Below are 26,119 nucleotides of genomic sequence, written 5' to 3' on the forward strand. Positions count from 1 at the left end.
CACCCGTCTAAGTTAGTGGTATGAACCCAGCTCACGCGGGCATGCCTTTCCAACTTAAACGAGTGTGTTTTCATTCTCTCTCATCCGGACTATGACCGTCGGCTCTGGCATCTCACCAGATCTGCTGACCTCGACGAATCGAGCGCTCGCGGGCTTATCTTTAGATTTTGCTAAGGACATACCGCCGGTGGGGAATTTCGCCCCGCCCTGAGAATAAAAATTAATAATTTGTTTTGCTTTGAAAGCAGACCAGATGGTAATCCTTTCAATAGTGGATTTAAAGGACTGACAGCAAAGTTTTTTAGATTCTGCTCTTTGAATGCGGTAAGTGCTCATTTTATCAACTAAACAGGCATCACTTGGTTTGCATACACAGTTGTGCGTAGATTTTTGATGTTTGAAAGGGTTTTCATGTGTCTATGAACATGAGTGTGTGTCCAATTCATATCGTTGATAAAGCAAATGTTTATCAAATGAATGCTAACGTGGCTTAATAATTCAATATTGTTACACCATGACGTCTTACTGACCGTTTTGACATAAAATTGATATTAGCGCTGCTAAGCTGCGATAGCATCCGGACACTTTACCTAAAAGATCTTAGCCATGACTTCTCTGTTCTCTAACAAATCCCAAGGCTTATTACTTCTCGTTCTAAGTTTGTATTCTCTCGTACCTTTTTTGATCTTTGGATCGAACTTTGACCTTGGAAGTGCGGTTTTGCCTTTCTATGGTGCCTTCATGACGTTCGTGACGTACTCAGCAGGCAATCAAGGATTCTTGGTAACGCTAGCTGTTTTGTCTCTGGCATTGCTCACGATGAAGTTTTCCAAAGCTAAGCTAGTCAGCCTGTGTCTGCAGCTTGGCCTGTTGTTGGTTCTTAGCTTTGCAGCGAAAACCTTCTTAAAGCATTCAACAGAAAGCCCTCGACCTTATTCTGAGTATTTGGTGACGCAAGAAGTTGTCGAAATGCCAGAAGTGTTTTATGAACTGCCACTGGTAGAAAAGAACGCAGCGATTGCATCTGTGCAAGATAAGGTGAGTGAGTGGCGAACGCGCCACTGGTTGGGTGAGACTGACTATTCTTTCCCATCTGGACACATGATTTTCGTCGGTGTGTGTTTGGCGTTCTTCGGTGGATTGTTTTTAGAAGCGAAGCGTTTTTATTTGATAGGTGGTTTACTGGTTTGGGCTGGTGGTGTCGCTTACAGCCGAGTTTGGCTTGGCATGCATCGCCCAGAAGACTTAGCCGGATCTATCGCTTTTGCAGGTCTTATCTATTTATTGGTGCCGCTTATCTCAGAGCAAAAAATAGAACGCTATTTACCTGCATTTTTGAAATAGACTTCTTAGGGATCCTTCCTCATTCCGAAAGAGGGCTCAGATTAGCAATACGTGATAAACGTTATTGATTGAGCCCTAGTTCTGCTTGTTTCTTTTTGGTTAGCCCTAATGAAACAATTCGGTGTGATTCAGTGAGGTAGTATCTCAGCTCCTCATCCCTTTCTGATGTGCTTTCAAAAAGCTGAATCCACTTCATTCCGCGCGAAGCAAAGTAGGGCGCGGGTTTATAGCCCAGTTCCTCTTTCAGAAAGTCGAAGTTCTGATCGGATGCCTTAAAGATAAACGCAGGCTCGTCGTTAGGCCCCCAACCACCAATCGCAAACACCTTCCCACCTACTTTCCAAACGTGAGAGTTATTCCACTGCATCACATAGCTGGTGGCAGGTAGTGACTCGCAGAATGCATTGAACTCGTCGTATGTCATAGGAGTGTCCTTTCAATAGATGGGTGTGTTGGAACTGTGCTTATTTATCAGCGTTTTCGTTATGAACTAGCCAGCTAAGCCCTGCCAGATAGCAGTAAAGCCACTGATAGAACATAACAATAAAGAACCGATACGTATCTTCTCTTTTGGAATGCTTTGCGTGGTCATTAACGCCACTTTGTAACCCAACCAAGCCGCAGGAAGCAACGGGATTGTGATAATCAAATGGTGCATCGTGAAGAAGCCAATTGGGATCTGTACCAGTAATGAAATGATAGAACTAAACACGAAAAACGCAGAAAGGTTACCACGAAGTTGATTGGCATCTTGGTGCTGAAGTAGTAACGCCATTGGTGGACCACCAATACCTGAACTGGTGCCAAAGAATCCTGAGAAGAATCCAGCAATGCCCATCTTGGTCGGTGTTGGCTCTAACCTAAACGGCAGCAAGCTGACAATCACCGCAAATACCACTAATAAGCCTAACCACAGAGACAACACGCTCGTTGAAACCATCACTAACAAAGCACCACCTGCAATCGACCCCGGAATGCGTCCAAGCAGTGCAATTTTTAATCCGCCGATAGAAATGTTTGCTCGGTGTTTAAACGCATTGAATATAGAAATGAACAGGCCAACGAGACAGATAGGCGCGGGTACGTAGTCAGGTGAGACTAAAAACAGCAGTGGGGCTGCCACAATAGCCAAGCCAAAGCCGATTGCGGTTTGCACAAACGAGCCGACAAAAATGAGTGCCATCGCGATAAGTACTGTCTGATCTATGTATTCCATAAGCCTGCGGATTAATTTTAAAGGAGCTAACGAATACTATAAATTAAAACGAAAAGAATAGTCTTATTATTCAGTGAGGTTTATGCAAATATCGACCTTTATTATTGTCGATATAACGGGCAACGAAAAAGAGAGCGAATACCTCAGGATGTTATCCTTCAATACTCACTCTCTTTATTGGAATGACTGTTGGTTTTTAGCTGATGGGGGAGTCAGCGTTAAACGTTAAGCCATTGCCAATTTCAGGCGTTCAATAGGCTTGTCATTAATTGGTAAGTGGATAAGCGCAGCCGTAAATGCCAGTATCACTGTTGACCACCAGATTGGCTCGTAAGATCCGTAGTAATCGTAAATACGACCACCAACCCAAGCGCCTAAGAAACTACCCACTTGGTGAGTAAAGAACACCAAACCGTACAGAGTAGATAGGTAACGCGCACCGAAGATCTGACGAACTAGTCCAGAGGTGAGTGGTACCGTTCCTAACCAACAGAAACCAATCGCCGCACCAAAGATAGCAGCCGTTGATTCAGTTACTGGAAGAGTCACAAACGCACCAATAACTACAGTACGAACTAAGTACAGTGCCGACATTACATGACGCTTGCTGAACTTATCGCCCATCACACCCCAGAAATAAGACCCGAAGATGTTGAAAATACCCACATAAGCCAATGCCATTGCTGCACTGCTCGCGGGTAGGTTTTTGTCGGCTAAGTAACTCGGTAAGTGCGTCGCAATGAACATCACGTGGAAACCACACACGAAGAAGCCTGCGTGAATTAACCAATAACTTTTGTTCGCAAATGCTTCAGACAGCGCTTCTTTTAGTGTCTGAGTGTCTTCTACTTGTTTATTGGTTGCCGACTTCGGCGCTCGCATAAACAGGGCAAAAGAGATCATGAAACAACAAAGCACGCCAAATACTTGCATCGCACTTTGCCAGTCGAATTCGTTCAACATGTATTGTGCGCCTGGAATCACAGCGAACATGCCAAACGAACCTGCTGCTGTGGTTAAACCAAATGCCTTAGCCGCGTGCTCTGCAGGTACTACTTTTGCTACTGCACCTAACACGATCACATAGCTTGTCGCACTCAATCCAAGGCCAACGAGTGCACCCAATGAAACGTAAAGCATGCTTGATTCGGTAGAAATTGAGGTAAGAAGTAAACCCAAACCGTAAGCACATGCGCCAGCAATAATGATGCGTCTTGCTCCCCATTTGTCTGCGGCCATACCCACAAAAGGTTGGAACACACCGAACAGCAGGTTTTGTAGAGCAATAGCGAAGCTGAAAAACTCTCGCCCCGTGCCGAAATGCTCTGAAATTGGCATCATGAAAATGCCGAATGATTGTCTGATCCCTAGACTGATAATAAGTGTGCCGATCCCAAGCCATACCAGTAAAGGAAAACGGAAAATGCTCATTCTAATACTCTTAAATTAATGGTGGTGATGTGAGTGGTCTTGCGCTGACATGTGTTGGTCAGTCATCTCATGGTGATGTTCGTGTCCAGAATGCTCATGCGCTGACTGCTGGTGGCATCCACTGCTCACGGCATGCTGAGCCGAGAGATCAATCAATGGCTGACTGTGATGAACAATAACCAAACTAATGACGAGGAATAGCGTCATTCTGGCCAGTTGGGCAAAAAGAGATTGTGAAAACATAAGGTGTTTACATGCGCTCAATGTTGTAAGAAGTCGCGCATCATAATGACGAGTAGTGTATGTATCAAATGACCTTTTGTGATTTAGTCTATGCGTTTTATGCATAGATTTAAGCATCGTTAGAATTAGGGCGAAACGTGACCAATAAAGAGGAAAACTCGAAGTTCACTCATTCAGCGATAGAAGCATGCAATTAATAATGAGAGCCTGACTGCAGGTTTTTAACTATCTGTTTAATTGAAGATTTCACAAAACTGTAAAAACTAATATACAAACTAATCACTAAGCAACATTAGCCGTTCACTCGACTTATCTGTCAAACATCGTAAATTTGGGCGTAAATCGTTTCAAAACTACTGAAACGCGATGTTCAAAGATTCAGGGAGAGTCATTCACATGGATAAAGATCATAATCTTCGCGAAAACTTACTGGCACTGCTCTTAGGTAGCGCACTGGTTTCACTTGGCGTTATCTTTTTCAATCAAGTCGGTTTGCTCACCGGAGGCACTGCTGGTCTAGCGATCTTCATTACCAAAGTAACAGACCTAAGTTTTGGTCAAGTGTTCTTCGCGCTCAACTTACCTTTCTATATTTTGTCGGTTGCTCGTATGGGCTGGCGTTTTACCATCAATACCTTTATCGCGGTTTCGATTGTTTCGTTCGCTGTGGACCATTTGTATCACGTGATTCAGATTGCCGAAATTCATGCACTGTATGCAGCTTTAATCGGTGGTGGCTTGATTGGTACCGGCATGTTGGTGATCTTCCGTCATAAGATGAGTTTGGGTGGCTTCAACATTTTGGCGTTATTCTTACAAGAACGTTTTGGTCTTCGAGCGGGCAAGGTTCAGATGGCGTTAGACTGTACGATTGTAGTGCTTTCACTGTTTATTGTTGACGTGTCACTGGTTCTACTGTCTGTGCTTGGTGCGATAGTCACCAACTTGATTCTAGCGATGAACCATAAACCGGGGCGCTATCAACCGGTCGTAAAAGCGGAAGCAGCGTAGTAAGTGGAAGCAGAGTAGCTAGGTTCGCCCAAGTATTAGATTCGCTTAAGCAAGTGATTTGCAGATTCTAAAAACAACAAAGCCAGCATCAATTGCTGGCTTTGTTCATTTCAATAACTATTTCGATGTAGCCATTAGCAGTTGCTGCAATCGTTGTCTGGCTTGAGCTCGCAGTCAATCACATTGCCTTGTTGATCAAGTGACAGGTTACAACACTCTTCAAACAGGTTTTTAAGATCCCCGCGACTTTTCTGAACACGAGACTTAACGGTCGAGTAGCTGATGTTTTGAGCTTCTGCGATCTCTTTTTGGCTATGGCCTTTGATGTCGACCGCAAGCAGCAATGATGAACTTTGTTCAGGTAGCGCCTGAATAAAGGGTTCAATACATAATGAAAGTTTCTGTTTGAACTCGGAGTTATGGTCTAAATCGGTGAACCATAGATCTTCAGCATCAATTTGGCTGTCACGTTGTTGTCTAGCATGCTTACGATAGAAGTCGATAATAGTGTGATTGGCTAATTGGAATAGCCACGATTTTACGCTGCTTGTATCTTGGACTTTGTCTAGGTTTTGATAAGTCTTAATCAAAATCTCTTGAAGCAAGTCGTCTACATCGGCGGTGTTGCTGACCTTAGAATGCAAGAATGACTTTAACGCTTGCTGATACTCAGCCCAAACCTGTTCTAAGTCCAAAGATGCCCTATTCAAAGGTGCTCCGTTCAAAGGTGCATTAGTTGCATTGTTCATTTACGCAACACTCGTCTTGTAAGAAATCAATCACGCCTTCTAGACATTCATACTCCGCCACGCAGAATAACGTTCTTCCTTCTCGTCTTTGGCTGATTAGTCCTGCCGATGCCAAGCTTGATATGTGGTGAGAAAGGGTAGACCCCGGAATTCCGAGCTCTTCTTGTAGGCCGCCAACCGCAATGCCTTGGTAGCCAGCTTTAACGACACTCTTATAAATAGTTAGGCGAATAGGGTGACCCAACTCTTTAAGTGCTTTCGCAACGACTTCTAAGTTCATATTAACTCCTCAAGATTTAATTTCGATATTAGTCGAAATGTAGTCCGAATACAAATGTAAAAATAGTGATTCTATAACTTATTGAAAATTCTTCCTTTTAAAAATCAATTCGATTTTTATCGAAATAAATCTTGATCTGTTACGAAGTATTTCTATAATTCGAAAATATTCGAAATTAAGGGTTGGTTACTTTCCTCATAGAGTCCCGCCTTAAATCCAGTTTGGAGTTATTATGAGCAATGAAATGTTAACAATGCTAAAAGACGCACTTGATATGTTCGCTTTCTTAGCAGTAGAGCTAATCATCCTTTTTTTGGCGATCAGCTACATTGTTGGGATTCTGCAAGAGTTTCTTACGCCAGAAAAGATTCAATCTATCTTGAGCTCACGTAACGGTAAGGGCTATGTGGTTGCTGCACTATTGGGTGCGATTACGCCTTTCTGTTCATGTTCGACGATTCCTTTCCTAAAAGGATTACTGCGTGCAAGAGCCGGTTTTGGTCCAATGATGGTGTTCCTATTCGGTAGCCCACTCTTGAACCCGGTGATCATTGGCTTGTTCGTGATTACGTTCGGCTGGCAAGTGGCTGTGTTCTACTTCTTAGTAGCAATGACGGTATCGGTAGTCGCAGGTTACGCACTTGAGAAGCTTGGCTTTGAGCGTTACGTAAAACCTGAAGCGTATGAATCGACAGGTTCTTCTTCAAGCTGTGGGACTAGCTGTGATGATTCTGCTCCTAAGAAAGCAGCGCCAGCGAAGGCAGAATCTTCATGTGGTACAAGTGCATGTGGTGAACCTGCACCTGTAATGGCTAAAGAGACATCTTGCTGCGATTCGAAAAAAGAAGAGCCACAAGTCACGGTTTCATGCTGCTCAACGGATGGAAGCGCAACGGCTGAAATCGTAGAGAAGAAAGAGCCTAGCCGTTGGATGAGAATTTGGTTCTCAACTTGGAAAGACTTCAAACAAGTTTTCCCTTACCTAATGATGGGTATCGCGATTGGTTCATTCATCTACGGTTTCATTCCTACAGACCTAATTGCACAGTACGCTGGTGAAGGTATGTGGTATGCGATTCCTGTAGCGGCTGTGATTGGTATTCCACTGTACATTCGTGCTGAAGCGGTAATCCCACTAAGTGCAGCTTTAGTACAAAAAGGTATGGCGTTGGGTTCAGTAATGGCATTGATCATTGGTAGTGCAGGCGCAAGTTTAACGGAAGTTATCCTGCTTAAATCAATCTTTAAGAATCAAATGATTGCAGCATTCCTATTCGTTATCCTAAGCATGGCGATGGGTGCAGGCTTCCTATACAGCTTCATCTTTGGTTAATCAGGCCTGATTTCGAGATAACACCATCGATACTGAGAGGTAAATAAGCAAAAGAGCTCAACTAAGTGAGCTCTTTTTTTGTTTAGATAATTAGCTAGGAGGTTAGAAACCGCGAATATCAAGCTCATTGTTGATCAACACTACACACTGAGAAGCAAACAACATGTTTGGACCTAAGCTGATTTTCTCTGTCCCTAAACGCTTCAAGCTGTTGTAGCTTTTCTTCGGCATAGGGATATGGTCAGTTAGAAGGAAACATGGGTTTTCCGCAATCTCGGCATCACGGATAAAATCGCCTTTCTTATCCATCATGTACAGCTGATGGTCTTCAGCCAGTTCTTTAACTAATTTTTCAAAGCTCATTGTACGAACAGTGATGCCAGCTTCAACCTGACGTGTCTGTTCTTTTGTCATACCCTGAGAAGCGTCAACCGCTCTTACTACCGCTGATAACAATGCCGATTCATGAAAGCCACCAATGTTGGTGATCTCGTTTGAATCGAATGTAATGGTACGTGAAAAGTCTTTAGTACTTTCTAGCACAAGGTGCACGGTGACATTCTTACGATGAGATTGAGCAACGAAGATCGTGTTCATTAGAGTATGAGCCAGAATCTCAGTATGAGCATCTTGCCCAACACCTTCTAAGATAAGTTTGCTCTCTGTAGGGGCTGCGCGAGCGCGTAATACAAATGAACGCATGGAATGTACCTTGTCAGTATGTGATAAAGCGAAACAGACTTTATCAACATGAATTGATGAATAACCAAAATTATGGCGGTATGTAACTCTTTTCTATTAATGAAGTCAAATGGAGTTATGTATAGTACTGACCAGAAGAACTCTACGTATTAAATAGAGAGTGACCACATTACAAGATGGTAAAGGTTGAAGCGAAGCAAGGTTTACATAGATAGTATGCGCAAATTATTAGGTGACTTATACCAATCACAGTAAGTAAGTGATCATAAATAGTGCAGGAAAAAGGCTTGAAAACAAGGCGGCTCTATTCGACAAAGAGTTTCGATAAGTAGTTATTCTACAATCAAAATTTCTAACGCAGTTATTGAGCGTTTTAACCAGCTAGGATGAACAGTTATTTACTACGATTGGTATTATATATAAGGAAGTAGTCGATGAAGTTACAGAAGATTAATAAAGAAGAATATAGAAAGAAGATGAACCTGCTGTTGGTTTCATTGGTTGGGTCACTCGCCTTGTTTGCTATCGTATTCGGTAGCATTCTGATTGAACTTTTTGGTTCAGCTGGATCCGTTACTGGGGAAGCGACAGGTAATTTCCATTTGAATGTACTCGGGGTGATTTTATCAGTCGCCTTGAATGGGTTTATTGCGAGTCGTGTGAAGGGGCATGATTACTTTAAAGAAGCACTTTATGTGTGGAACCTTAAACAAGTTCACAATCAAATCTATCGTAAGCTTAAACGTATTCAACCAAAAGCTGAGCAAGGCGATCGACAAGCATTAACGATCCTTTACTTCTATTACACTACGCAAAAACAGGTATACGACCTAGATAATAATACATTGACGATAAAAACGGTTCAGCAATCGCTAGATAACATAGTGGAGCTAAGTGAAAAGTGGAGTATCGAACTGGATATAGAGGCATTCTCGAAAGATCTAGTCGCAAAATTCTAAGTTATATGCTCTTGATTGTATTAACTTTGGCCTATGAAAGAGGGTTTTGACGTAAAAGTAGACGCTTAAGCAACTTTTTTGAATTTTTATCAAAAAATGGGTTGCCATGTTTACGATGATCTCTATAATGCCGCCTCACTGACACGGCAGACGCCACAAGGCTTCAGCGGTAATCAGTAAGACGGAAAGTTCGAAAGAAATTAATTTTAAAAAGTGTTTGACACTTAAGATTAAATCGCTAGAATTCACGTCCGCTTTCAAGGGTTTCTTTGTAAAAAGAAAGTTTCGATAAGCAAAGCTCTTTAACAATTTAAACCTATCAATCTGTGTGGGCACTCGTTGATGAATATCAAAACGTTTTATCTTCCCTTTTTATAAAGAGAAGTAAAACAGATTCCTCGGAATCAACTTTGGTTTCAATGAGCTGAGTGACCAATACGAATAACTACTTTCTCTTGTAGAAAGAAAGTATTTGGCACAGTCAATTCATTATCTTTCTGTTGGAAAGATAATAGCTTTAGAATTACTTTTTGTAGTTTTGAAGTCAGTATTCATTGAGCCGACAAAATCTTAAATTGAAGAGTTTGATCATGGCTCAGATTGAACGCTGGCGGCAGGCCTAACACATGCAAGTCGAGCGGAAACGACACTAACAATCCTTCGGGTGCGTTAATGGGCGTCGAGCGGCGGACGGGTGAGTAATGCCTAGGAAATTGCCTTGATGTGGGGGATAACCATTGGAAACGATGGCTAATACCGCATAATGCCTACGGGCCAAAGAGGGGGACCTTCGGGCCTCTCGCGTCAAGATATGCCTAGGTGGGATTAGCTAGTTGGTGAGGTAATGGCTCACCAAGGCGACGATCCCTAGCTGGTCTGAGAGGATGATCAGCCACACTGGAACTGAGACACGGTCCAGACTCCTACGGGAGGCAGCAGTGGGGAATATTGCACAATGGGCGAAAGCCTGATGCAGCCATGCCGCGTGTATGAAGAAGGCCTTCGGGTTGTAAAGTACTTTCAGTTGTGAGGAAGGGGGTAACGTTAATAGCGTTATCTCTTGACGTTAGCAACAGAAGAAGCACCGGCTAACTCCGTGCCAGCAGCCGCGGTAATACGGAGGGTGCGAGCGTTAATCGGAATTACTGGGCGTAAAGCGCATGCAGGTGGTTCATTAAGTCAGATGTGAAAGCCCGGGGCTCAACCTCGGAACTGCATTTGAAACTGGTGAACTAGAGTGCTGTAGAGGGGGGTAGAATTTCAGGTGTAGCGGTGAAATGCGTAGAGATCTGAAGGAATACCAGTGGCGAAGGCGGCCCCCTGGACAGACACTGACACTCAGATGCGAAAGCGTGGGGAGCAAACAGGATTAGATACCCTGGTAGTCCACGCCGTAAACGATGTCTACTTGGAGGTTGTGGCCTTGAGCCGTGGCTTTCGGAGCTAACGCGTTAAGTAGACCGCCTGGGGAGTACGGTCGCAAGATTAAAACTCAAATGAATTGACGGGGGCCCGCACAAGCGGTGGAGCATGTGGTTTAATTCGATGCAACGCGAAGAACCTTACCTACTCTTGACATCCAGAGAAGCCAGCGGAGACGCAGGTGTGCCTTCGGGAGCTCTGAGACAGGTGCTGCATGGCTGTCGTCAGCTCGTGTTGTGAAATGTTGGGTTAAGTCCCGCAACGAGCGCAACCCTTATCCTTGTTTGCCAGCGAGTAATGTCGGGAACTCCAGGGAGACTGCCGGTGATAAACCGGAGGAAGGTGGGGACGACGTCAAGTCATCATGGCCCTTACGAGTAGGGCTACACACGTGCTACAATGGCGCATACAGAGGGCAGCAAGCTAGCGATAGTGAGCGAATCCCAAAAAGTGCGTCGTAGTCCGGATTGGAGTCTGCAACTCGACTCCATGAAGTCGGAATCGCTAGTAATCGTGAATCAGAATGTCACGGTGAATACGTTCCCGGGCCTTGTACACACCGCCCGTCACACCATGGGAGTGGGCTGCAAAAGAAGTGGGTAGTTTAACCTTTCGGGGAGGACGCTCACCACTTTGTGGTTCATGACTGGGGTGAAGTCGTAACAAGGTAGCCCTAGGGGAACCTGGGGCTGGATCACCTCCTTATACGAAGATAGTCACGATGAGTGTCCACACAGATTGATTAGGTTTAGAAAAGCAAAGAGAAGAAGAACTCCCAAGGTTCTTCAAAGTTTGTTTCTACTTTTTAAAGTAGAGATAAATTGCAGTGTCCCGTTCGTCTAGAGGCCTAGGACACCGCCCTTTCACGGCGGTAACAGGGGTTCGACTCCCCTACGGGATACCACTTCCTTCAAGAAGTAAAAAGGGTCGTTAGCTCAGTTGGTAGAGCAGTTGACTTTTAATCAATTGGTCGCAGGTTCGAATCCTGCACGACCCACCATTTCCTCCCAAGGAAATAAAAATTTGGGGCGATTAGCTCAGTTGGGAGAGCACCTGCCTTACAAGCAGGGGGTCACTGGTTCGAGCCCGGTATCGCCCACCATTTCCTCCCAAGGAAATAAAAATATGGGGCTATAGCTCAGCTGGGAGAGCGCCTGCCTTGCACGCAGGAGGTCTGCGGTTCGATCCCGCATAGCTCCACCATTCTTTCTCCATGAAGAATGGCTTTTATTTTCACTTTTTGAAAGTGAAGACAAAAGAACTATCATGGGCGATTAGCTCAGTTGGGAGAGCACCTGCCTTACAAGCAGGGGGTCACTGGTTCGAGCCCGGTATCGCCCACCATCTTTAAACATTCTTTGATGACAACAGTCTAATGAGAGTTTTTAAAAATGGTTTTGAAAGTTTAAAACTCGAAAAACTCTTGCTCTTTAACAATTTGGAAAGCTGACTGATTTGAATAACGAAGTTATTTAAATCAAATTTAAAAGTTCTCAATGTTTATCTGCTCTTATTTAATAAGAACGGCATAAACAAAACAAACACATTCAAGTGTCTTGTATTCGAATGATCAGAAATGATTGTTCATTTTTTGATTCTACTTTTTATTAAAAAGTGGAAACAAGAAGTAAATTGAGTCCGGCAAACAGTTATCAAGAATTAACCCTTCTTGATGACAACCAAAAACCTTGGTTAGTTGCCATACGCTAAGACCCTTTCGGGTTGTATGGTTAAGTGACTAAGCGTACACGGTGGATGCCTTGGCAGTCAGAGGCGATGAAAGGCGTAATAACTTGCGATAAGCCCAGATTAGGTAGTAATAACCTTTTGAGTCTGGGATTCCTGAATGGGGAAACCCACTTGCATAAGCAAGTATCCTGTTGTGAATACATAGCAACAGGAGGCAAACCGGGGGAACTGAAACATCTAAGTACCCCGAGGAAGAGAAATCAACCGAGATTCCGAAAGTAGCGGCGAGCGAAATTGGATTAGCCCTTAAGCTTTTAATGAGACAGATGAAGGCTCTGGAAAGTGCCGCAGTAAAGGGTGATAGCCCCGTAGTCGACATCTCATAATCAGTGAAAACGAGTAGGGCGGGACACGTGATATCCTGTCTGAATATGGGGGGACCATCCTCCAAGGCTAAATACTACTGACTGACCGATAGTGAACCAGTACCGTGAGGGAAAGGCGAAAAGAACCCCTGTGAGGGGAGTGAAATAGAACCTGAAACCGTGTACGTACAAGCAGTAGGAGCACCTTCGTGGTGTGACTGCGTACCTTTTGTATAATGGGTCAGCGACTTAATTTTAGTAGCAAGGTTAACCGTTTAGGGGAGCCGTAGGGAAACCGAGTCTTAACTGGGCGTACAGTTGCTAGGATTAGACCCGAAACCAGGTGATCTAGCCATGGGCAGGTTGAAGGTTGAGTAACATCAACTGGAGGACCGAACCGACTAATGTTGAAAAATTAGCGGATGACTTGTGGCTAGGGGTGAAAGGCCAATCAAACCTGGAGATAGCTGGTTCTCCCCGAAAGCTATTTAGGTAGCGCCTCGGACGAATACTACTGGGGGTAGAGCACTGTTAAGGCTAGGGGGTCATCCCGACTTACCAACCCTTTGCAAACTCCGAATACCAGTAAGTACTATCCGGGAGACACACGGCGGGTGCTAACGTCCGTCGTGGAGAGGGAAACAACCCAGACCGCCAGCTAAGGTCCCAAAGTATAGCTAAGTGGGAAACGATGTGGGAAGGCTCAGACAGCCAGGATGTTGGCTTAGAAGCAGCCATCATTTAAAGAAAGCGTAATAGCTCACTGGTCGAGTCGGCCTGCGCGGAAGATGTAACGGGGCTAAGCTATACACCGAAGCTGCGGCTACGTATCTTAGGATATGTGGGGTAGGGGAGCGTTCTGTAAGCCGTTGAAGGTGTGCTGTAAGGCATGCTGGAGGTATCAGAAGTGCGAATGCTGACATGAGTAACGATAAAGGGAGTGAAAAACTCCCTCGCCGGAAGACCAAGGGTTCCTGTCCAACGTTAATCGGGGCAGGGTAAGTCGACTCCTAAGGCGAGGCCGAAAGGCGTAGTCGATGGGAAACGGGTTAATATTCCCGTACTTCTTACAATTGCGATGGGGGGACGGAGAAGGCTAGGTGGGCCTGGCGACGGTTGTCCAGGTTCAAGTACGTAGGCGGAAAGTTTAGGTAAATCCGGACTTTCTTAACGCTGAGATACGATGTCGAGCTACTACGGTAGTGAAGTCATTGATGCCATGCTTCCAGGAAAAGCCTCTAAGCTTCAGATTGTAAGGAATCGTACCCCAAACCGACACAGGTGGTCGGGTAGAGAATACCAAGGCGCTTGAGAGAACTCGGGTGAAGGAACTAGGCAAAATGGTACCGTAACTTCGGGAGAAGGTACGCTCTTATCAGTGAAGTCCCTTGCGGATGGAGCAGACGAGAGTCGCAGATACCAGGTGGCTGCAACTGTTTATTAAAAACACAGCACTGTGCAAAATCGTAAGATGACGTATACGGTGTGACGCCTGCCCGGTGCCGGAAGGTTAATTGATGGGGTTAGACTTCGGTCGAAGCTCTTGATCGAAGCCCCGGTAAACGGCGGCCGTAACTATAACGGTCCTAAGGTAGCGAAATTCCTTGTCGGGTAAGTTCCGACCTGCACGAATGGCGTAATGATGGCCACGCTGTCTCCACCCGAGACTCAGTGAAATTGAAATCGCTGTGAAGATGCAGTGTACCCGCGGCTAGACGGAAAGACCCCGTGAACCTTTACTACAGCTTGGCACTGAACATTGAACCTACATGTGTAGGATAGGTGGGAGACTATGAAATTGCGTCGCTAGATGTGATGGAGTCGTCCTTGAAATACCACCCTTGTAGTTTTGATGTTCTAACGTTGGTCCCTGAATCGGGATTACGGACAGTGCCTGGTGGGTAGTTTGACTGGGGCGGTCTCCTCCCAAAGAGTAACGGAGGAGCACGAAGGTGGGCTAAACACGGTTGGACATCGTGTGGTTAGTGCAATGGCATAAGCCCGCTTGACTGCGAGAATGACAATTCGAGCAGGTGCGAAAGCAGGTCATAGTGATCCGGTGGTTCTGAATGGAAGGGCCATCGCTCAACGGATAAAAGGTACTCCGGGGATAACAGGCTGATACCGCCCAAGAGTTCATATCGACGGCGGTGTTTGGCACCTCGATGTCGGCTCATCACATCCTGGGGCTGAAGTCGGTCCCAAGGGTATGGCTGTTCGCCATTTAAAGTGGTACGCGAGCTGGGTTTAGAACGTCGTGAGACAGTTCGGTCCCTATCTGCCGTGGGCGTTGGAAAATTGAAAGGGGCTGCTCCTAGTACGAGAGGACCGGAGTGGACGAACCTCTGGTGTTCGGGTTGTCATGCCAATGGCATTGCCCGGTAGCTAAGTTCGGAATCGATAACCGCTGAAAGCATCTAAGCGGGAAGCGAGCCTTGAGATGAGTTTTCCCTGGCACTATAAGTGTCCTAAAGGGTTGTCGTAGACTACGACGTTGATAGGCAGGGTGTGTAAGTGCTGCGAGGCATTGAGCTAACCTGTACTAATTGCCCGTGAGGCTTAACCATACAACACCCAAGGGGTTTTGTGGACTCAGATATACCAGACCTTGAATGAGTTTGAAGAGAAATAACTTTTAGATTAGCTTTCCAGATTATTTTGCCTTCAGTTTTTAAAAAACTGAAAGTAAAAGCAAAATTTGCTTGGCGACCATAGCATTGTGGACCCACCTGATTCCATGCCGAACTCAGAAGTGAAACACAATAGCGCCGATGGTAGTGTGGGGTTTCCCCATGTGAGAGTAGGACATCGCCAGGCTTTCTTTATGTTTTCAGTTTTCAAAAACTGAAAGCAAAACTAAAAGCAGCGCACAAGTAAGACTGATTTTAGTGACAATTTGTTGGAGGGATGGCTGAGTGGTCGAAAGCACCGGTCTTGAAAACCGGCAACCGTTAATAGCGGTTCTAGGGTTCAAATCCCTATCCCTCCACCACCATTGAAAAGCCCGCTGAGAAATCAGCGGGCTTTTTTTCGTCCAAAAAGTGTATAAAACAAGTATTCATTGTCCTAACTATGTCTTATACCAATCCGGAAAATTAACTGCTCAGGTCTATCCAATCTCTTTAGCACGTTTTGTTACGCGATCTTGGTAATCAATAAATCTATTCCAAGCGCAACAAACCTTGGAAATAATGTCATTATAATCAATGAAATTTTGGTTCGTTAGTAGGGTTGTTGTAATTCCAATAATTAACCTATCAATCGAGCCCAATATCTAAAGCTGAGAGATTGAACTCAGCGTTTATCTTCACAAAAGCTTTTCCAAGTACTACATACTGAGCTAACTATATCGTTATAGTTTTCAAAACACCTATTCGCTGCTTGTACTGACGAAGCCATTGCCAAACTTGCCCTATCGGGTTTAATTCTGGTGAATATGGCGGGATATGGATTATCGTGATGTTCTTAAAGTGATTGGCTAAGTGTGTTTGATGCCAGTTCGCTTGATCCATGATAACTACGGAATGTTTACCAGTAGGTGTTGCCGTTGAGAGCAAATCAACGTGCTTCGTCATTGCTCCCATGTTACTTTTGAACAGCTTTAGGTCGAGTTCCTCATTCAGCCCAAATCTTGGTTGTGGTATTACGTTGACCCAATCTAGCTTCCTCTTGAAACCAAACAAGTACTTTTTTAAGTGGATATGCGCAGGGATCTTAAGGAGCGTTTCTATTTGGAATTTTTAAATCGTCGTGGATTTACTGTGATTGTTTGGATGTATTGAACGAGAACTTATTCACGACAATTCCATGTGCTCAAGTAGTTAAAAGGTAGGGTTAGGATGATAGTGTTTATCAAAATGCTTAACGATGTAGTTATATACATCGGCTCTCGACAAGGCGTCGCTCGCCAGAAGGAGAATCAGCATCTTTCTTTATGAAGGTATTGAGTTGTTGGTGTATACGATATCGACAGATACTCTGAAAAAGGTTGTGCCTCGTAAATGCAGTATTTTTGGGAGATAGTCATCTAAGAAACTAAGCTGTGAAATACCTTAATAATGGTAAAATAGCAGAGTGGAAAGTCCAGTTTTGTTATAACGAACGCTCAAGTGAGTTAAATCATAGCGAGTGTCAACCCTATAAACAAAGTTATAGATCTAGATATGCTAGTTAGAAGCTAGCTATATACTGTGTGGCTTTGTCTCTAGGCTGATTTGATCAACAATGTCTTAAGGATGAAGAGCAAATTTAAACTCCACCATTGATTTGAGGGTTATTTTTAATTAATGCCTTGAATTGTTCCAATAGATCAATACTTTGTTTATTTTGCAATTTATCTTTGTGCAGATACGCGCCAATCGTCGCGTTACTAAAGCACTCTTTCATTTTAAGTGGGACAATATCAAGGGTATTGAAATAAGATCTCATGTTCATTGGGTAAGGCAAAATAGCATCACTGTTTTGCAGTAAATCAATTGCTGTTAACAGTGAGTTCGTATTGTAGATAACCTTTTCTTGTAAATAGTGACGTTTTTGAAAGGTTGTTAATTCTTCACTCTGTTGTTGAACTAAATGTGAAAATCGTTTTTTTGCCGCGCCTAAATCAACCGATGGAAAGCGAGCAATATCTTCGTTGCTACAGGTTATTTCAAGCAAAGGATGACCTTTTCTTACATAGACTTCTTCACTGCATTGAAAAAGGGGATGGAACAGTATGTCTTCATATTGTGCTAGGCCGAGTATTTCATGGCCAACAAAGATACTGATTTCGTCGCTGAGCAATAAGTTCATTAATTGTAGGTGATTCCCTACGTCAACAGAGATATTGCTGTGAGGATAAGAATCTCTAAAACCTTGTACGCAGTCTCGAATAAACAAATGCCACCATGCATCTCCACAACCAATTTTAAGTTCGGTTTGATGTCGGAGCTTATTCTTCTCTAATTTATTAAGGGTGTTTTCATAGAGGTTTTGCATCATTTTTGCTTGTTCGTAAAGTAACTCGCCACTAGAGGTTAGGGTGATCCCTTTTGAGTTACGATTAAACAACTTGCTGCCTAGTTTCTCCTCTAACTTCTGCATGTTATGACTTAATGTCGGTTGACTTAAGCAGAGATTATTAGCGGCTTGGGTGACGTTTTGAGTCTTAGCTACTTGAATGAATTGGATCATTAATTTAAACATAATAGCTCTTTACTTGAATAATAAAGAGCTATTTTATGTGGCTTATTACATGATATCTAGCGATTACTTCTTATTTTGATACATGGAGAAGCTAAAGGGTTCCAATGTTAAGGTCTCTTTTAATTTGCAAGCAGTATCGTTATAAATATCAGTGACATAATGATTTGACAATGAATCAGGAAGAGTAATATTAATCGTGTTTACACTGTTATTTATAACAATAGTAATGCACTCGTCTTTTAAGGTTTTTTGGTAGATAAGACATTGCTTTTCATTGTCGCTCATTAACCAATTAATGTGATGAGCACGCAGAGCTGGGTGCTGTTTGCGTAATTTGATGATCTGCATAATATGTCGTTTCATGTCCATATCATGTTTGCCCTCATCCCAAATCATGCATTTACGATTTAATGGATCGGCTCCGCCATCTAAGCCAATTTCACTACCATAATAAATACACGGTGTACCACTGTGAGTAAATTGGAATAAGTAGGCCAGTTTCACTTTCTCTTTATTGCCATCACAACGATGAAGAATACGAGCCGTATCATGGCTATCTAACAAGGAAAATGCCACTTCATTAACCGCAATCGGGTAGCTTGTGTTGACATCATTTACCGCATATTTAAACTGATTCGCATTGAGGTTACCATGAGCAAAAAATCCTATCATGGCATCGGATAATGGGTAATTCATTACGGCATCAAATTGATCACCAGCAAGCCAATTCATTGAATCATGCCACGCTTCACCTAAGATGTAGATCTCAGGTTTAATCGCTTTTAATTCATCACGGAAGCGTCGCCAAAAGCGTTGATCAACTTCGTTTGCGACATCTAAACGCCACGCATCGATATTGAAATTACGTACCCAATAGCGACCAACTTCAAGTAAATACGCCATCACTTCTGGATTTTCGGTATTTAACTTTGGCATGTTCTGCGCAAAGGCAAAGGTGCGATAGTTGAGATACTCTTTACTGTGCTGATCCTTTTTAGACTCGTCTAAAAGTGGGAACTTCTCAACATAGAACCAATCAATGTATTTAGAGTCTTTACCGTTTTTGATGACATCTTGCCATTGAAGAGAATCGGCACCAATATGATTGAATACGGCATCTAACATGACTTTCATGCCACGCTTGTGGGCTTCTGCTATTAGGGTTCTTACTGTGTCGTCATCACCAAAAGCACGGTCAACTTTTAGATAATCAACGGTGTCGTATTTGTGATTCGTTTTACCTTGAGTAATTGGTGTGAAATATAAGCCTGTAATACCGAGATCTTGTAGGTAGTCAAGATGGTCAATGACACCTTGTAAATCACCACCAAAGAAGCTTTTAGTTTTCGGGTCTTCAGAACCCCAAGATAGTACATTTTTAGGTGAGATTGAGGGATCACCATTGGCAAAGCGCTCAGGGAATATTTGATACCAAACTGTCTCTTTTACCCAATGTGGTGGGCTAAATACATCGATGGGGTTCATGTATGGGAAGCAGTAAAAGTTGAGTAATTGGCTTAATACAGGATCTGCATCATCGGTGATGGTAAAAATTTGTTTTTCAGTAACGAGCAGTTTTTCGCTCTCTTCACCTTCAAGAATAAAAGCATAACGAGCACGGAAAAATCGTGGTTGTGCTTCGCAGAACCAGTAATCAAACAGTTCTGTTTCACACTCTTTTTCCATCACAAAGTTTTCGCCGCCACTCCAACCCATTGCATCTTCTGCATTTAGGTTGCCGCCACCGCCACCTGACGTCCAATCGTATGGATCACCAATTCTTAACGTAGCGTTATTGACTTCGCCTTTTGCTGTGCGAATACGCAAATGAAGTGTTTCTTTATCATAAGTATAAGAATAACTTGAGTGAGATCTATGATAGATCGCTGCTTTTGTAATCATGATTAATACCGTTTAATGAAAGTACCAACCAGAATAACTATCTGACGTAATAGCCACCCAGGTTAGTATAATTGTTTAAATATGCAATTCTATTTTTGGTGTATTTGTTCGTAATATTTCACGACGCGTAATACCTCACTCACGCTCCACGCTTGGGCGAAACAACCACGAGATTGACTTGGTGCGTAACCATCATAGATTTCAGCCAATTGACCAATACAGCCTTCGTATAGGCCATCTTGGTTATGCTCAATAAACTGCTCCACAATACGAAATAAATCTTTATCTTGTGGGAATTGGCGTAAGATCCCCATTAAGAATTGACCAATCATAAAGCCCCAAACTGTGCCTTGGTGATAGGCCATGTCTCGGTCAAAATGCGAGCCTGTACACACGGCTTTAAATTCAGGATCACTCATTGCAAGCGAGCGTAAACCCAAGGGTGAATATAGCTCTTTATAAATGGTAAGAATGACCGAACGTGCTCTTTCTTGACTTAATATTGGGAAAGGAAGGCCAACGGCATAAGCTTGATTTGGGCGAATTTGTTGGTTTACTTCACCTTCTTTAATCCAATCATTTAAATAACCAGTTTTGTTGTAAAACTCATCGTTAAAGGTGGTTTTTACTTGCTCTACCAGTGCAGGTAATTCTGGCATTGGTTTGTTCAGTTTTTGATTAAAGAAATCAAGAATAGACAACGCATTAAACCAAAGTGCATTGATTTCTACAGCGCAACCATGTCTTGGTGTCGGTACGATATCTCCGTAACGAATGTCCATCCAAGTAAGCTGATCAAAACCGCTGCCGCCGCTGATCAAGCCGTTATCAAGCATCTTAATCTCAAAGTCAGTACCGTTACGGTAATGCTGATAAATGTTAGTCATGCATTGATACGCTTCATCACGAATAAACTCTAGATCACCGCTTGCTTGGTAATATTCATATAAGCTAACAATGAAGAGTAGCGATGCATCAATGGTGTTATACATTGGCTCAACCCCAGCTTCAGGGAAAAGGTTAGGCAGTACACCACGACGTTCGTAACGGATAAATGTACGGAAGATCTGTCTTGCGTCTTCAAATTGATTGGTTGATAAATTGCAGCCCCATAATGCAATCATGGTGTCGCGACCCCAATCGGCAAAGAATGGGTAGCCTGCAATGATTGATTTGGATTCTGTTGAGTCACGGTCAACGACAAACTGCTCACTGGCACGAACCAATTGCTTTCCAAATAGGCTCTTTAGATTAGCGCGCTTGATGTACTCCTGTTGGCGCTTAATTTCTGCGTTAATCATTTTATCGGCAGTCTGTGTTTCTAGAGAAACTGCGCGATCTTCTTCAGCTTCAAACACTATCGAGAATTGTTCGTGCGTTTCAGTCCCAACAAAAGCAATGGTATGAAGCGCTATTTGAGCATCTGTTGCAGGACGGCCATCGCGAGCATCATAAGAAAAGTACAGACCCGACTCATAGCGAGGGGCATCCAATGCTGAATCAGCACCATTGTGACGATAAGTAAGTGCTTGACCGTTACTGGTGATTTTCCCATCTTGGTGTGCAAATTCTTGCTGTTTTGATAGGTTCTGTCCTTTTGCACAGAAGTGGTATTTTGGCGTTACATTTAATGTGAATGCTTGTTTTAACGGATTGAATATTTGATATTTTACAGCAAGGCGATTTACACCTTGAGCCATTACAATCGTTTTGGTGATCTCAATACCACGGATACGATACGTGAACTCTGGAAGATGAGTTTGAGTAAAATTATCAAACAGTAGGGTTGAATCTACAGTGTCATAAGGATTTACATTCGCTTGTGAAGAAAGTGGATGGGAGTCTCCGCTTGGTAAGGTAATACGGTCATCTAAGTGACGAACAAAATTAAAGCGATTGTTTGGTGCAACAAGACTTGCCATAAACAACGCGTGATCACTTCGACTGCAAGAGCCTGCAAGGGTAAGAGAAGAATAACCACCTAATCCATTCGTTAGCAGGTAGTTCGATTCTTCAAGGCGATCCATATCGCGAAAATTTGCTTTAGAAAGAGAGATTTTCATGTGAACCTTACAATTAAATATCAAATGTTATCTCGTGTTTATTTTATTCACGCTGTAGGTATTAAATAAACGAGGGAGTTTATAGTTAGCTTTTAATTTCGTTATAAATGAGTAATAGTTTTTGCACTTCACCTTGGGTATACGCGAGATCTTGGCTCTCTTCGTATCCCCACAGCGACGTAATTTGGACGTCATCTTTAGTCGGTGTTACTTTGAATGCCGCAATGCGTTCTTGCTCATTATCAGAAATGAAAAACAGATAAGGCTGAGGCTGTGTAAGCAGTGCGTTGTATTGAGAAGGCGTGGTATACACTGCATTCACGGCTTTGACGTTTTGAGTGCCATAAAAGCGCTGGGCTTCTGCTAATACAGGTAATGCCATTTCTTGCAGTTGTTCGTAACTGCTTTCTACATGAAACGATCCGCAATCACTTGGGATCTGATTACGCAGTGCTTTGTATTGCGTATTTATGATTTCTAATGGCAGCGTTAAATAGTCATTTTCAAACTGTTGTGCAGAAGCAAATAGCTCATCATTATTCACACATTGTTTAAAAATCTGCTGCTGCTCAATAAAGGTTGAGTAGTCAAATGATGGCTTAGGCAGGCTGCTGTAAGCAATGATAAAGCCGGTAATGAAAATAACGACAGCGACTGCAATATGAAGCATATAGTCGTGAATGCGTTGAAGTTGGCCGCGAAAATTCAAAATGTCACTCCTTTCTTTACGGTGTAAATATGCTCTATAAGGCATGGTTTATTACCCTCAATGAGATGAAGGCAATAATGGTGGTTGTGTTCTATTTCTTAAATTCAGCAGATTTGATTGAGTACTTGATGGACTCTTCCGTCTCAGTATCAAAGAAATGCAGCTTGGTATTGTCGATAACCAAGGTGATTTTTTCGTCGATATCAACGTCTGGTTCGCCGGTACCCAATGTGCCTACAAACATGTTCATTGGTGCGGCATTAAAGAACACGTTAATCGCATCGCCTAAGTATTCGCTGTTAAGTGCGGTAACTTCAAAACAACAATCAGGGAACGCATCGCGGTATTTTTTGCCAGAACGAATGGCACTAGAGCGTGCGCCCAATGTGACGGGTTTTCCGTTGTAGCCTGCATCGTTTAGGATCTGCTGGTCACTTTCATTCAAGGTAATAGTGAAAGAGTGACACATGAACTGGCCCCCTTCGTACATTCCTTCAATAAGGTTCATTGATGGCATACCCATGAAAGTCGCTACAAAACAGTTTTTAGGGTTAGTAAATAACTCTTTTGGTGAACCAATTTGCTGAACTTCACCCATCGACATTAATACGATGCGATCAGCCATGGTCATTGCTTCAACTTGGTCATGGGTTACGTAAATTGTGATTGCGCCCTTAGCTCTGTGCATGCGAGAGATTTCAGTACGTGTTGTGGTACGTAATTTCGCATCTAAGTTACTTAACGGCTCATCCATTAGGTACAATTTAGGCGTACGAACCATGGCACGGCCTAAAGCCACACGTTGACGCTGTCCACCTGACAACTCTTTTGGCTTACGCTCTAGGTACTCTTTTAGAAATAAATCGTCAGAAATACTATCAACCGAGTTTTTGATGTCATCACATGGGTAATTGCGTAATTTTAAGCCGTAACCAATGTTGTCACGTACTGACATGTGTGGGTAAAGTGCATAGCTTTGGAATACCATCGCAATATCACGATCTTTTGAGCTAACATCGTTTACTACTTCACCATTGATGATAAATTCGCCATCAGTAATGTCTTCTAAGCCTGCAATCATGCGTAGCGTGGTGGATTTACCACAACCCGATGGGCCTACAAGAACAATGAATTCCCCTTCTTCAATATCGAGATTGAAATCACGTACCGAGCAGGTATCGGAATTGGGGTATTTTTTATTGATGTTTCTTAATGAAATTTTACTCATTAGCCTTTTACTCCACCAGACGTTAAGCCGCCCACGATATAATCTTGAAATTTATAGAAAACGATAACAGGCGGAATTGCTGCTAAGACCGCGCCTGCTGCGAATACGTTGTAGCTTGATTCTTTAATATTATTGATAAGACCCATAAGGCCAACCGCCAGTGTTTTCGCTTCTGAATCCATACTTGCAATCAGGAACTTAGGCATGATGATGTCGCCAATTGGACCTAAGAAACAGAATATAGCGATAACCATGATCATCGGTTTAACTAAAGGCAGCAGTATTTCTTTGAAGATCTGCATTTGAGTTGCACCATCAATTTTTGCTGATTCATCTAATGCACGAGGAATCGAATCGTAATAGCCTTTCATTAGAATCGTATTCATTGTGATGCCACCTGTCGTGTAGATGAGGATCATAAAGATATACGTATAAAGTGTGGCGTTGGCAGAGCTGTAAATGCCGATAGAGTTTGCAATCGCATACAGAGCAATTAAGCCACTGCCTGATGGGATGATTTGAATGATCAGCAATGACATTAATGCACTCTTACGAGATTGGTAACGATAACGAGAGTAAACAAACCCCGAAATTGTCACGATGAATGTAGAGAGGATCATGGTGATTATCGATACTAAGAACGTGTTTCGGTACCAGCTTAAATAAGGCGTATCATTAAAAAGTCGAACAAAGTTTTTGGTTAAACTGAAATTTTCAGGGAAGAATGACGTAGAGTACAGTGAGTTACTGACGTTAAACGCACTCATTAATGTCACTAATATCGGGTATAGAATGATCACTGCCATCGAGATCAAAAACGCATAACAAAAAGCCACACCCATGTTCTTAGTGATGACATGACGATTAAAACGCTTCGCTTTGATTTGGCGTGCTAAAGGGATTGCTTTGTCCATTACATCACTTCCTCATTTTTAAAGGCACCTGCTTTCAACCATGAATACAAGACCACGGCACCAACAACAGTACTGGTGATTAAGGTATATACCGCCGCTTCGTTGTATTTAGCATCCATCATTAAGCGGAAACCAAGAGATGAAATCGTATCGAGTGGTTTGTAGATTGAGCCCACCGTTTGAACTGTTGCTTCACCTAACATGTAAACGATGGTGACGTTATTAAAATTGAAGGTAAATTGAGTAATGAATACCGGAGCAACACTTATTAATATCAAGGGGAGAGTGATGTCGAAGAAGTTGGTCCATGCGTTACCGCCATCAATCGCACTGGCTTCATACAAGTCATCAGGGATAGTTTGTAATACGCCTGTCACCAAGATAAATACGTAAGGGAAACCTAACCATGCTTGAATTAATATGATGGTGATTTTGGCGTAATCTGCGTTTAGGAAGAAGCCAATTGCTGTGCTTACATCATATTCGTTACCGGTGAAAAATGGGATAACCATGGTGTTCATGCCGCCAATCTTTGAGAAGAAAAGTTGGAAAACAAGAATGGTTAAGAAAGCAGGAACTGCCCAAGGTAGAATGTAGACAGTACGGAAGAACTTCTTCCCTCTGATATGTTTATTGTTTGCAACAACCGCAAGAACGGTACCTAGAACGATGGTGAGTGCAGAGGCGCAGAAAGTCCATGTTAGAGTCCAAGATAAGGTTTCTTGGAATGCGGCAGCTGTTCGTTCGTTCGTAAACAAACGCTCAAAGTTGGTAAAGCCTTTCCATTCAATAAGAAATGCTGGTGGTAAAACAGGGCGTTTGAAGTTAGTAAAGGCAACAACGATAGAAACAATCGCTGGTAATAAAGCAAAAACAAACAGTAATATGAACTTAGGTGCTGTAATTAGATTAGGTATAATTTCGTGTGATAATCCATGTACTTTTTCAGTAAAGGTAATCGCAAAACCAGACTCATCTATTTGTCGTTTTACGTCTTTTGCATCGCGAGCAAAAGCGTAATGCAATGCGAAAAAGACTAAAATCATCATTGCGCCAACGGTTGAACCCACCATGATAAGAAAAGAATCATCCACAAAGCGTTCTGCGCCAATAGTGATTTTTCCATTAGGTTGTTCGACAGCTAAAAGACGGAAGTTAGGAAGAGTGAATTGTATAAAAACCAATATCTCCAAAGCCAATATCGAGAACCCAAATAAAGCCTCTCGCATTCGACGTAGTGCAAGGTGTCCACTACCTGGAATCAGCATAGAGAACCAGAATACAAACTGTTGACTCATGTAAATAACCTACTTATTTATTAGTGTTGTGTAGATATGTCATGCCTTTGTATTACACGATGCCGGATGTACTCGAC

The 26,119-nt window shown here is 43.0% G+C and carries 19 protein-coding genes, 6 tRNA genes, 3 rRNA genes and 1 riboswitch; of the genes, 13 read left to right on the top strand and 15 right to left on the bottom strand.

Annotated elements, in window-relative coordinates; all coding sequences use genetic code 11:
- Positions 1-68: 68 nt before the first annotated feature.
- Positions 69-219, bottom strand: a riboswitch (FMN riboswitch).
- A gap of 387 nt (positions 220-606) precedes the next feature.
- A complete protein-coding gene (locus AC3CID_RS16795) occupies positions 607-1,344 on the top strand; it encodes a phosphatase PAP2 family protein (protein ID WP_488527739.1) in 738 nt (245 codons plus the stop codon).
- 61 nt (positions 1,345-1,405) lie between these two features.
- Here AC3CID_RS16795 and AC3CID_RS16800 read toward each other — a convergent pair whose 3' ends face one another.
- The 4 genes from AC3CID_RS16800 to AC3CID_RS16815 form a co-directional block, all read right to left on the bottom strand.
- Positions 1,406-1,768: an MmcQ/YjbR family DNA-binding protein gene (locus AC3CID_RS16800; protein WP_054546295.1), complete on the bottom strand. Its 363-nt coding sequence runs from the start codon at positions 1,766-1,768 to the stop codon at positions 1,406-1,408.
- Positions 1,769-1,834: 66 nt separating this feature from the next.
- Positions 1,835-2,560, bottom strand: coding sequence for a sulfite exporter TauE/SafE family protein (locus AC3CID_RS16805; RefSeq protein ID WP_017075912.1), 726 nt, complete (start codon positions 2,558-2,560; stop codon positions 1,835-1,837).
- 225 nt (positions 2,561-2,785) lie between these two features.
- Positions 2,786-3,991, bottom strand: a complete 1,206-nt coding sequence (locus tag AC3CID_RS16810) for an MFS transporter (protein WP_488525527.1) — start codon at positions 3,989-3,991, stop codon at positions 2,786-2,788.
- Between the two features lie 15 nt (positions 3,992-4,006).
- The gene (locus AC3CID_RS16815) at positions 4,007-4,234 is read right to left on the bottom strand and encodes a hypothetical protein (protein ID WP_488528015.1); all 228 of its coding nucleotides are present in this window, start codon (positions 4,232-4,234) and stop codon (positions 4,007-4,009) included.
- A 396-nt stretch (positions 4,235-4,630) separates the two neighbouring features.
- Here AC3CID_RS16815 and AC3CID_RS16820 point away from each other — a divergent pair, with 396 nt between their 5' ends.
- Positions 4,631-5,245, top strand: a complete 615-nt coding sequence (locus AC3CID_RS16820) for a DUF6198 family protein (protein ID WP_488527740.1) — start codon at positions 4,631-4,633, stop codon at positions 5,243-5,245.
- 134 nt (positions 5,246-5,379) lie between these two features.
- Here AC3CID_RS16820 and sigZ read toward each other — a convergent pair whose 3' ends face one another.
- Together sigZ and AC3CID_RS16830 are read right to left on the bottom strand one after the other, a co-directional pair.
- The gene (gene sigZ, locus AC3CID_RS16825; protein ID WP_488527741.1) at positions 5,380-5,994 is read right to left on the bottom strand and encodes an RNA polymerase sigma factor SigZ; all 615 of its coding nucleotides are present in this window, start codon (positions 5,992-5,994) and stop codon (positions 5,380-5,382) included.
- Positions 5,978-6,274 carry an ArsR/SmtB family transcription factor gene (locus AC3CID_RS16830; RefSeq protein WP_004733042.1) on the bottom strand — a complete coding sequence of 99 codons (297 nt, stop codon included), beginning with the start codon at positions 6,272-6,274 and terminating at the stop codon, positions 5,978-5,980. Before AC3CID_RS16830 ends, sigZ begins: the two co-directional genes overlap by 17 nt.
- 232 nt (positions 6,275-6,506) lie before the next feature.
- On the opposite strand from AC3CID_RS16830, the gene AC3CID_RS16835 reads away from it, so the two are divergent.
- Positions 6,507-7,607: a permease gene (locus tag AC3CID_RS16835; protein WP_488527742.1), complete on the top strand. Its 1,101-nt coding sequence runs from the start codon at positions 6,507-6,509 to the stop codon at positions 7,605-7,607.
- Positions 7,608-7,709: 102 nt separating this feature from the next.
- On the opposite strand, the gene trmY is transcribed toward AC3CID_RS16835, so the two are convergent.
- Positions 7,710-8,309 (bottom strand): tRNA (pseudouridine(54)-N(1))-methyltransferase TrmY, encoded by a 600-nt coding sequence (gene trmY, locus AC3CID_RS16840; RefSeq protein ID WP_488527743.1) that lies wholly within the window; start codon positions 8,307-8,309, stop codon positions 7,710-7,712.
- Between the two features lie 434 nt (positions 8,310-8,743).
- Here trmY and AC3CID_RS16845 point away from each other — a divergent pair, with 434 nt between their 5' ends.
- The 10 genes from AC3CID_RS16845 to AC3CID_RS16890 all read left to right on the top strand — a co-directional run bounded on the left by AC3CID_RS16845 (position 8,744) and on the right by AC3CID_RS16890 (position 15,736).
- Complete coding sequence (locus tag AC3CID_RS16845) at positions 8,744-9,268, top strand: DUF3087 family protein (protein ID WP_114635633.1); 525 nt, start codon at positions 8,744-8,746, stop codon at positions 9,266-9,268.
- Positions 9,269-9,840: 572 nt separating this feature from the next.
- A 16S ribosomal RNA gene (locus AC3CID_RS16850) occupies positions 9,841-11,395 on the top strand.
- Positions 11,396-11,518: 123 nt separating this feature from the next.
- Positions 11,519-11,594: transfer RNA gene (locus tag AC3CID_RS16855), tRNA-Glu, on the top strand.
- Positions 11,595-11,614: 20 nt separating this feature from the next.
- Positions 11,615-11,690, top strand: a tRNA-Lys gene (locus AC3CID_RS16860).
- 26 nt (positions 11,691-11,716) lie between these two features.
- Positions 11,717-11,792: transfer RNA gene (locus tag AC3CID_RS16865), tRNA-Val, on the top strand.
- Between the two features lie 25 nt (positions 11,793-11,817).
- Positions 11,818-11,893: transfer RNA gene (locus AC3CID_RS16870), tRNA-Ala, on the top strand.
- Positions 11,894-11,958: 65 nt separating this feature from the next.
- Positions 11,959-12,034 (top strand) — tRNA-Val (locus tag AC3CID_RS16875).
- Positions 12,035-12,418: 384 nt separating this feature from the next.
- A 23S ribosomal RNA gene (locus AC3CID_RS16880) occupies positions 12,419-15,311 on the top strand.
- Positions 15,312-15,445: 134 nt separating this feature from the next.
- Positions 15,446-15,561: ribosomal RNA gene (rrf, locus tag AC3CID_RS16885) — 5S ribosomal RNA — on the top strand.
- Together the 16S, 23S and 5S rRNA genes with 6 tRNA genes alongside form the textbook arrangement of a ribosomal RNA operon.
- Positions 15,562-15,645: 84 nt before the next feature.
- Positions 15,646-15,736 (top strand) — tRNA-Ser (locus AC3CID_RS16890).
- Between the two features lie 352 nt (positions 15,737-16,088).
- Here AC3CID_RS16890 and AC3CID_RS16895 read toward each other — a convergent pair.
- The 8 genes from AC3CID_RS16895 to AC3CID_RS16930 all read right to left on the bottom strand — a co-directional run bounded on the left by AC3CID_RS16895 (position 16,089) and on the right by AC3CID_RS16930 (position 26,042).
- Positions 16,089-16,319: a transposase gene (locus tag AC3CID_RS16895; protein ID WP_171311515.1), complete on the bottom strand. Its 231-nt coding sequence runs from the start codon at positions 16,317-16,319 to the stop codon at positions 16,089-16,091.
- 673 nt (positions 16,320-16,992) lie between these two features.
- Positions 16,993-17,928, bottom strand: a complete 936-nt coding sequence (locus AC3CID_RS16900) for a LysR family transcriptional regulator (protein ID WP_114635631.1) — start codon at positions 17,926-17,928, stop codon at positions 16,993-16,995.
- A gap of 63 nt (positions 17,929-17,991) precedes the next feature.
- Entirely contained in the window at positions 17,992-19,830 is a 1,839-nt protein-coding gene (locus AC3CID_RS16905; protein ID WP_488527744.1) for a glycoside hydrolase family 13 protein, read from the bottom strand.
- 89 nt (positions 19,831-19,919) lie between these two features.
- On the bottom strand, positions 19,920-21,893 hold the full coding sequence (locus AC3CID_RS16910) for an amylo-alpha-1,6-glucosidase (protein WP_114635629.1): 1,974 nt from the start codon (positions 21,891-21,893) through the stop codon (positions 19,920-19,922).
- Between the two features lie 85 nt (positions 21,894-21,978).
- The gene (locus tag AC3CID_RS16915; protein WP_428783755.1) at positions 21,979-22,602 is read right to left on the bottom strand and encodes a hypothetical protein; all 624 of its coding nucleotides are present in this window, start codon (positions 22,600-22,602) and stop codon (positions 21,979-21,981) included.
- Between the two features lie 91 nt (positions 22,603-22,693).
- Positions 22,694-23,830, bottom strand: coding sequence for an ABC transporter ATP-binding protein (locus AC3CID_RS16920; RefSeq protein ID WP_114635628.1), 1,137 nt, complete (start codon positions 23,828-23,830; stop codon positions 22,694-22,696).
- Entirely contained in the window at positions 23,830-24,744 is a 915-nt protein-coding gene (locus AC3CID_RS16925) for a sugar ABC transporter permease (RefSeq protein ID WP_114635627.1), read from the bottom strand. Before AC3CID_RS16925 ends, AC3CID_RS16920 begins: the two co-directional genes overlap by 1 nt.
- Positions 24,744-26,042 carry an ABC transporter permease subunit gene (locus AC3CID_RS16930; protein ID WP_488527745.1) on the bottom strand — a complete coding sequence of 433 codons (1,299 nt, stop codon included), beginning with the start codon at positions 26,040-26,042 and terminating at the stop codon, positions 24,744-24,746. The genes AC3CID_RS16925 and AC3CID_RS16930 overlap by 1 nt, the downstream gene beginning before the upstream one ends.
- Positions 26,043-26,119: the final 77 nt, after the last annotated feature.

The sequence above is a fragment of the Vibrio sp. QJM3NY_21 genome (assembly GCF_057785975.1).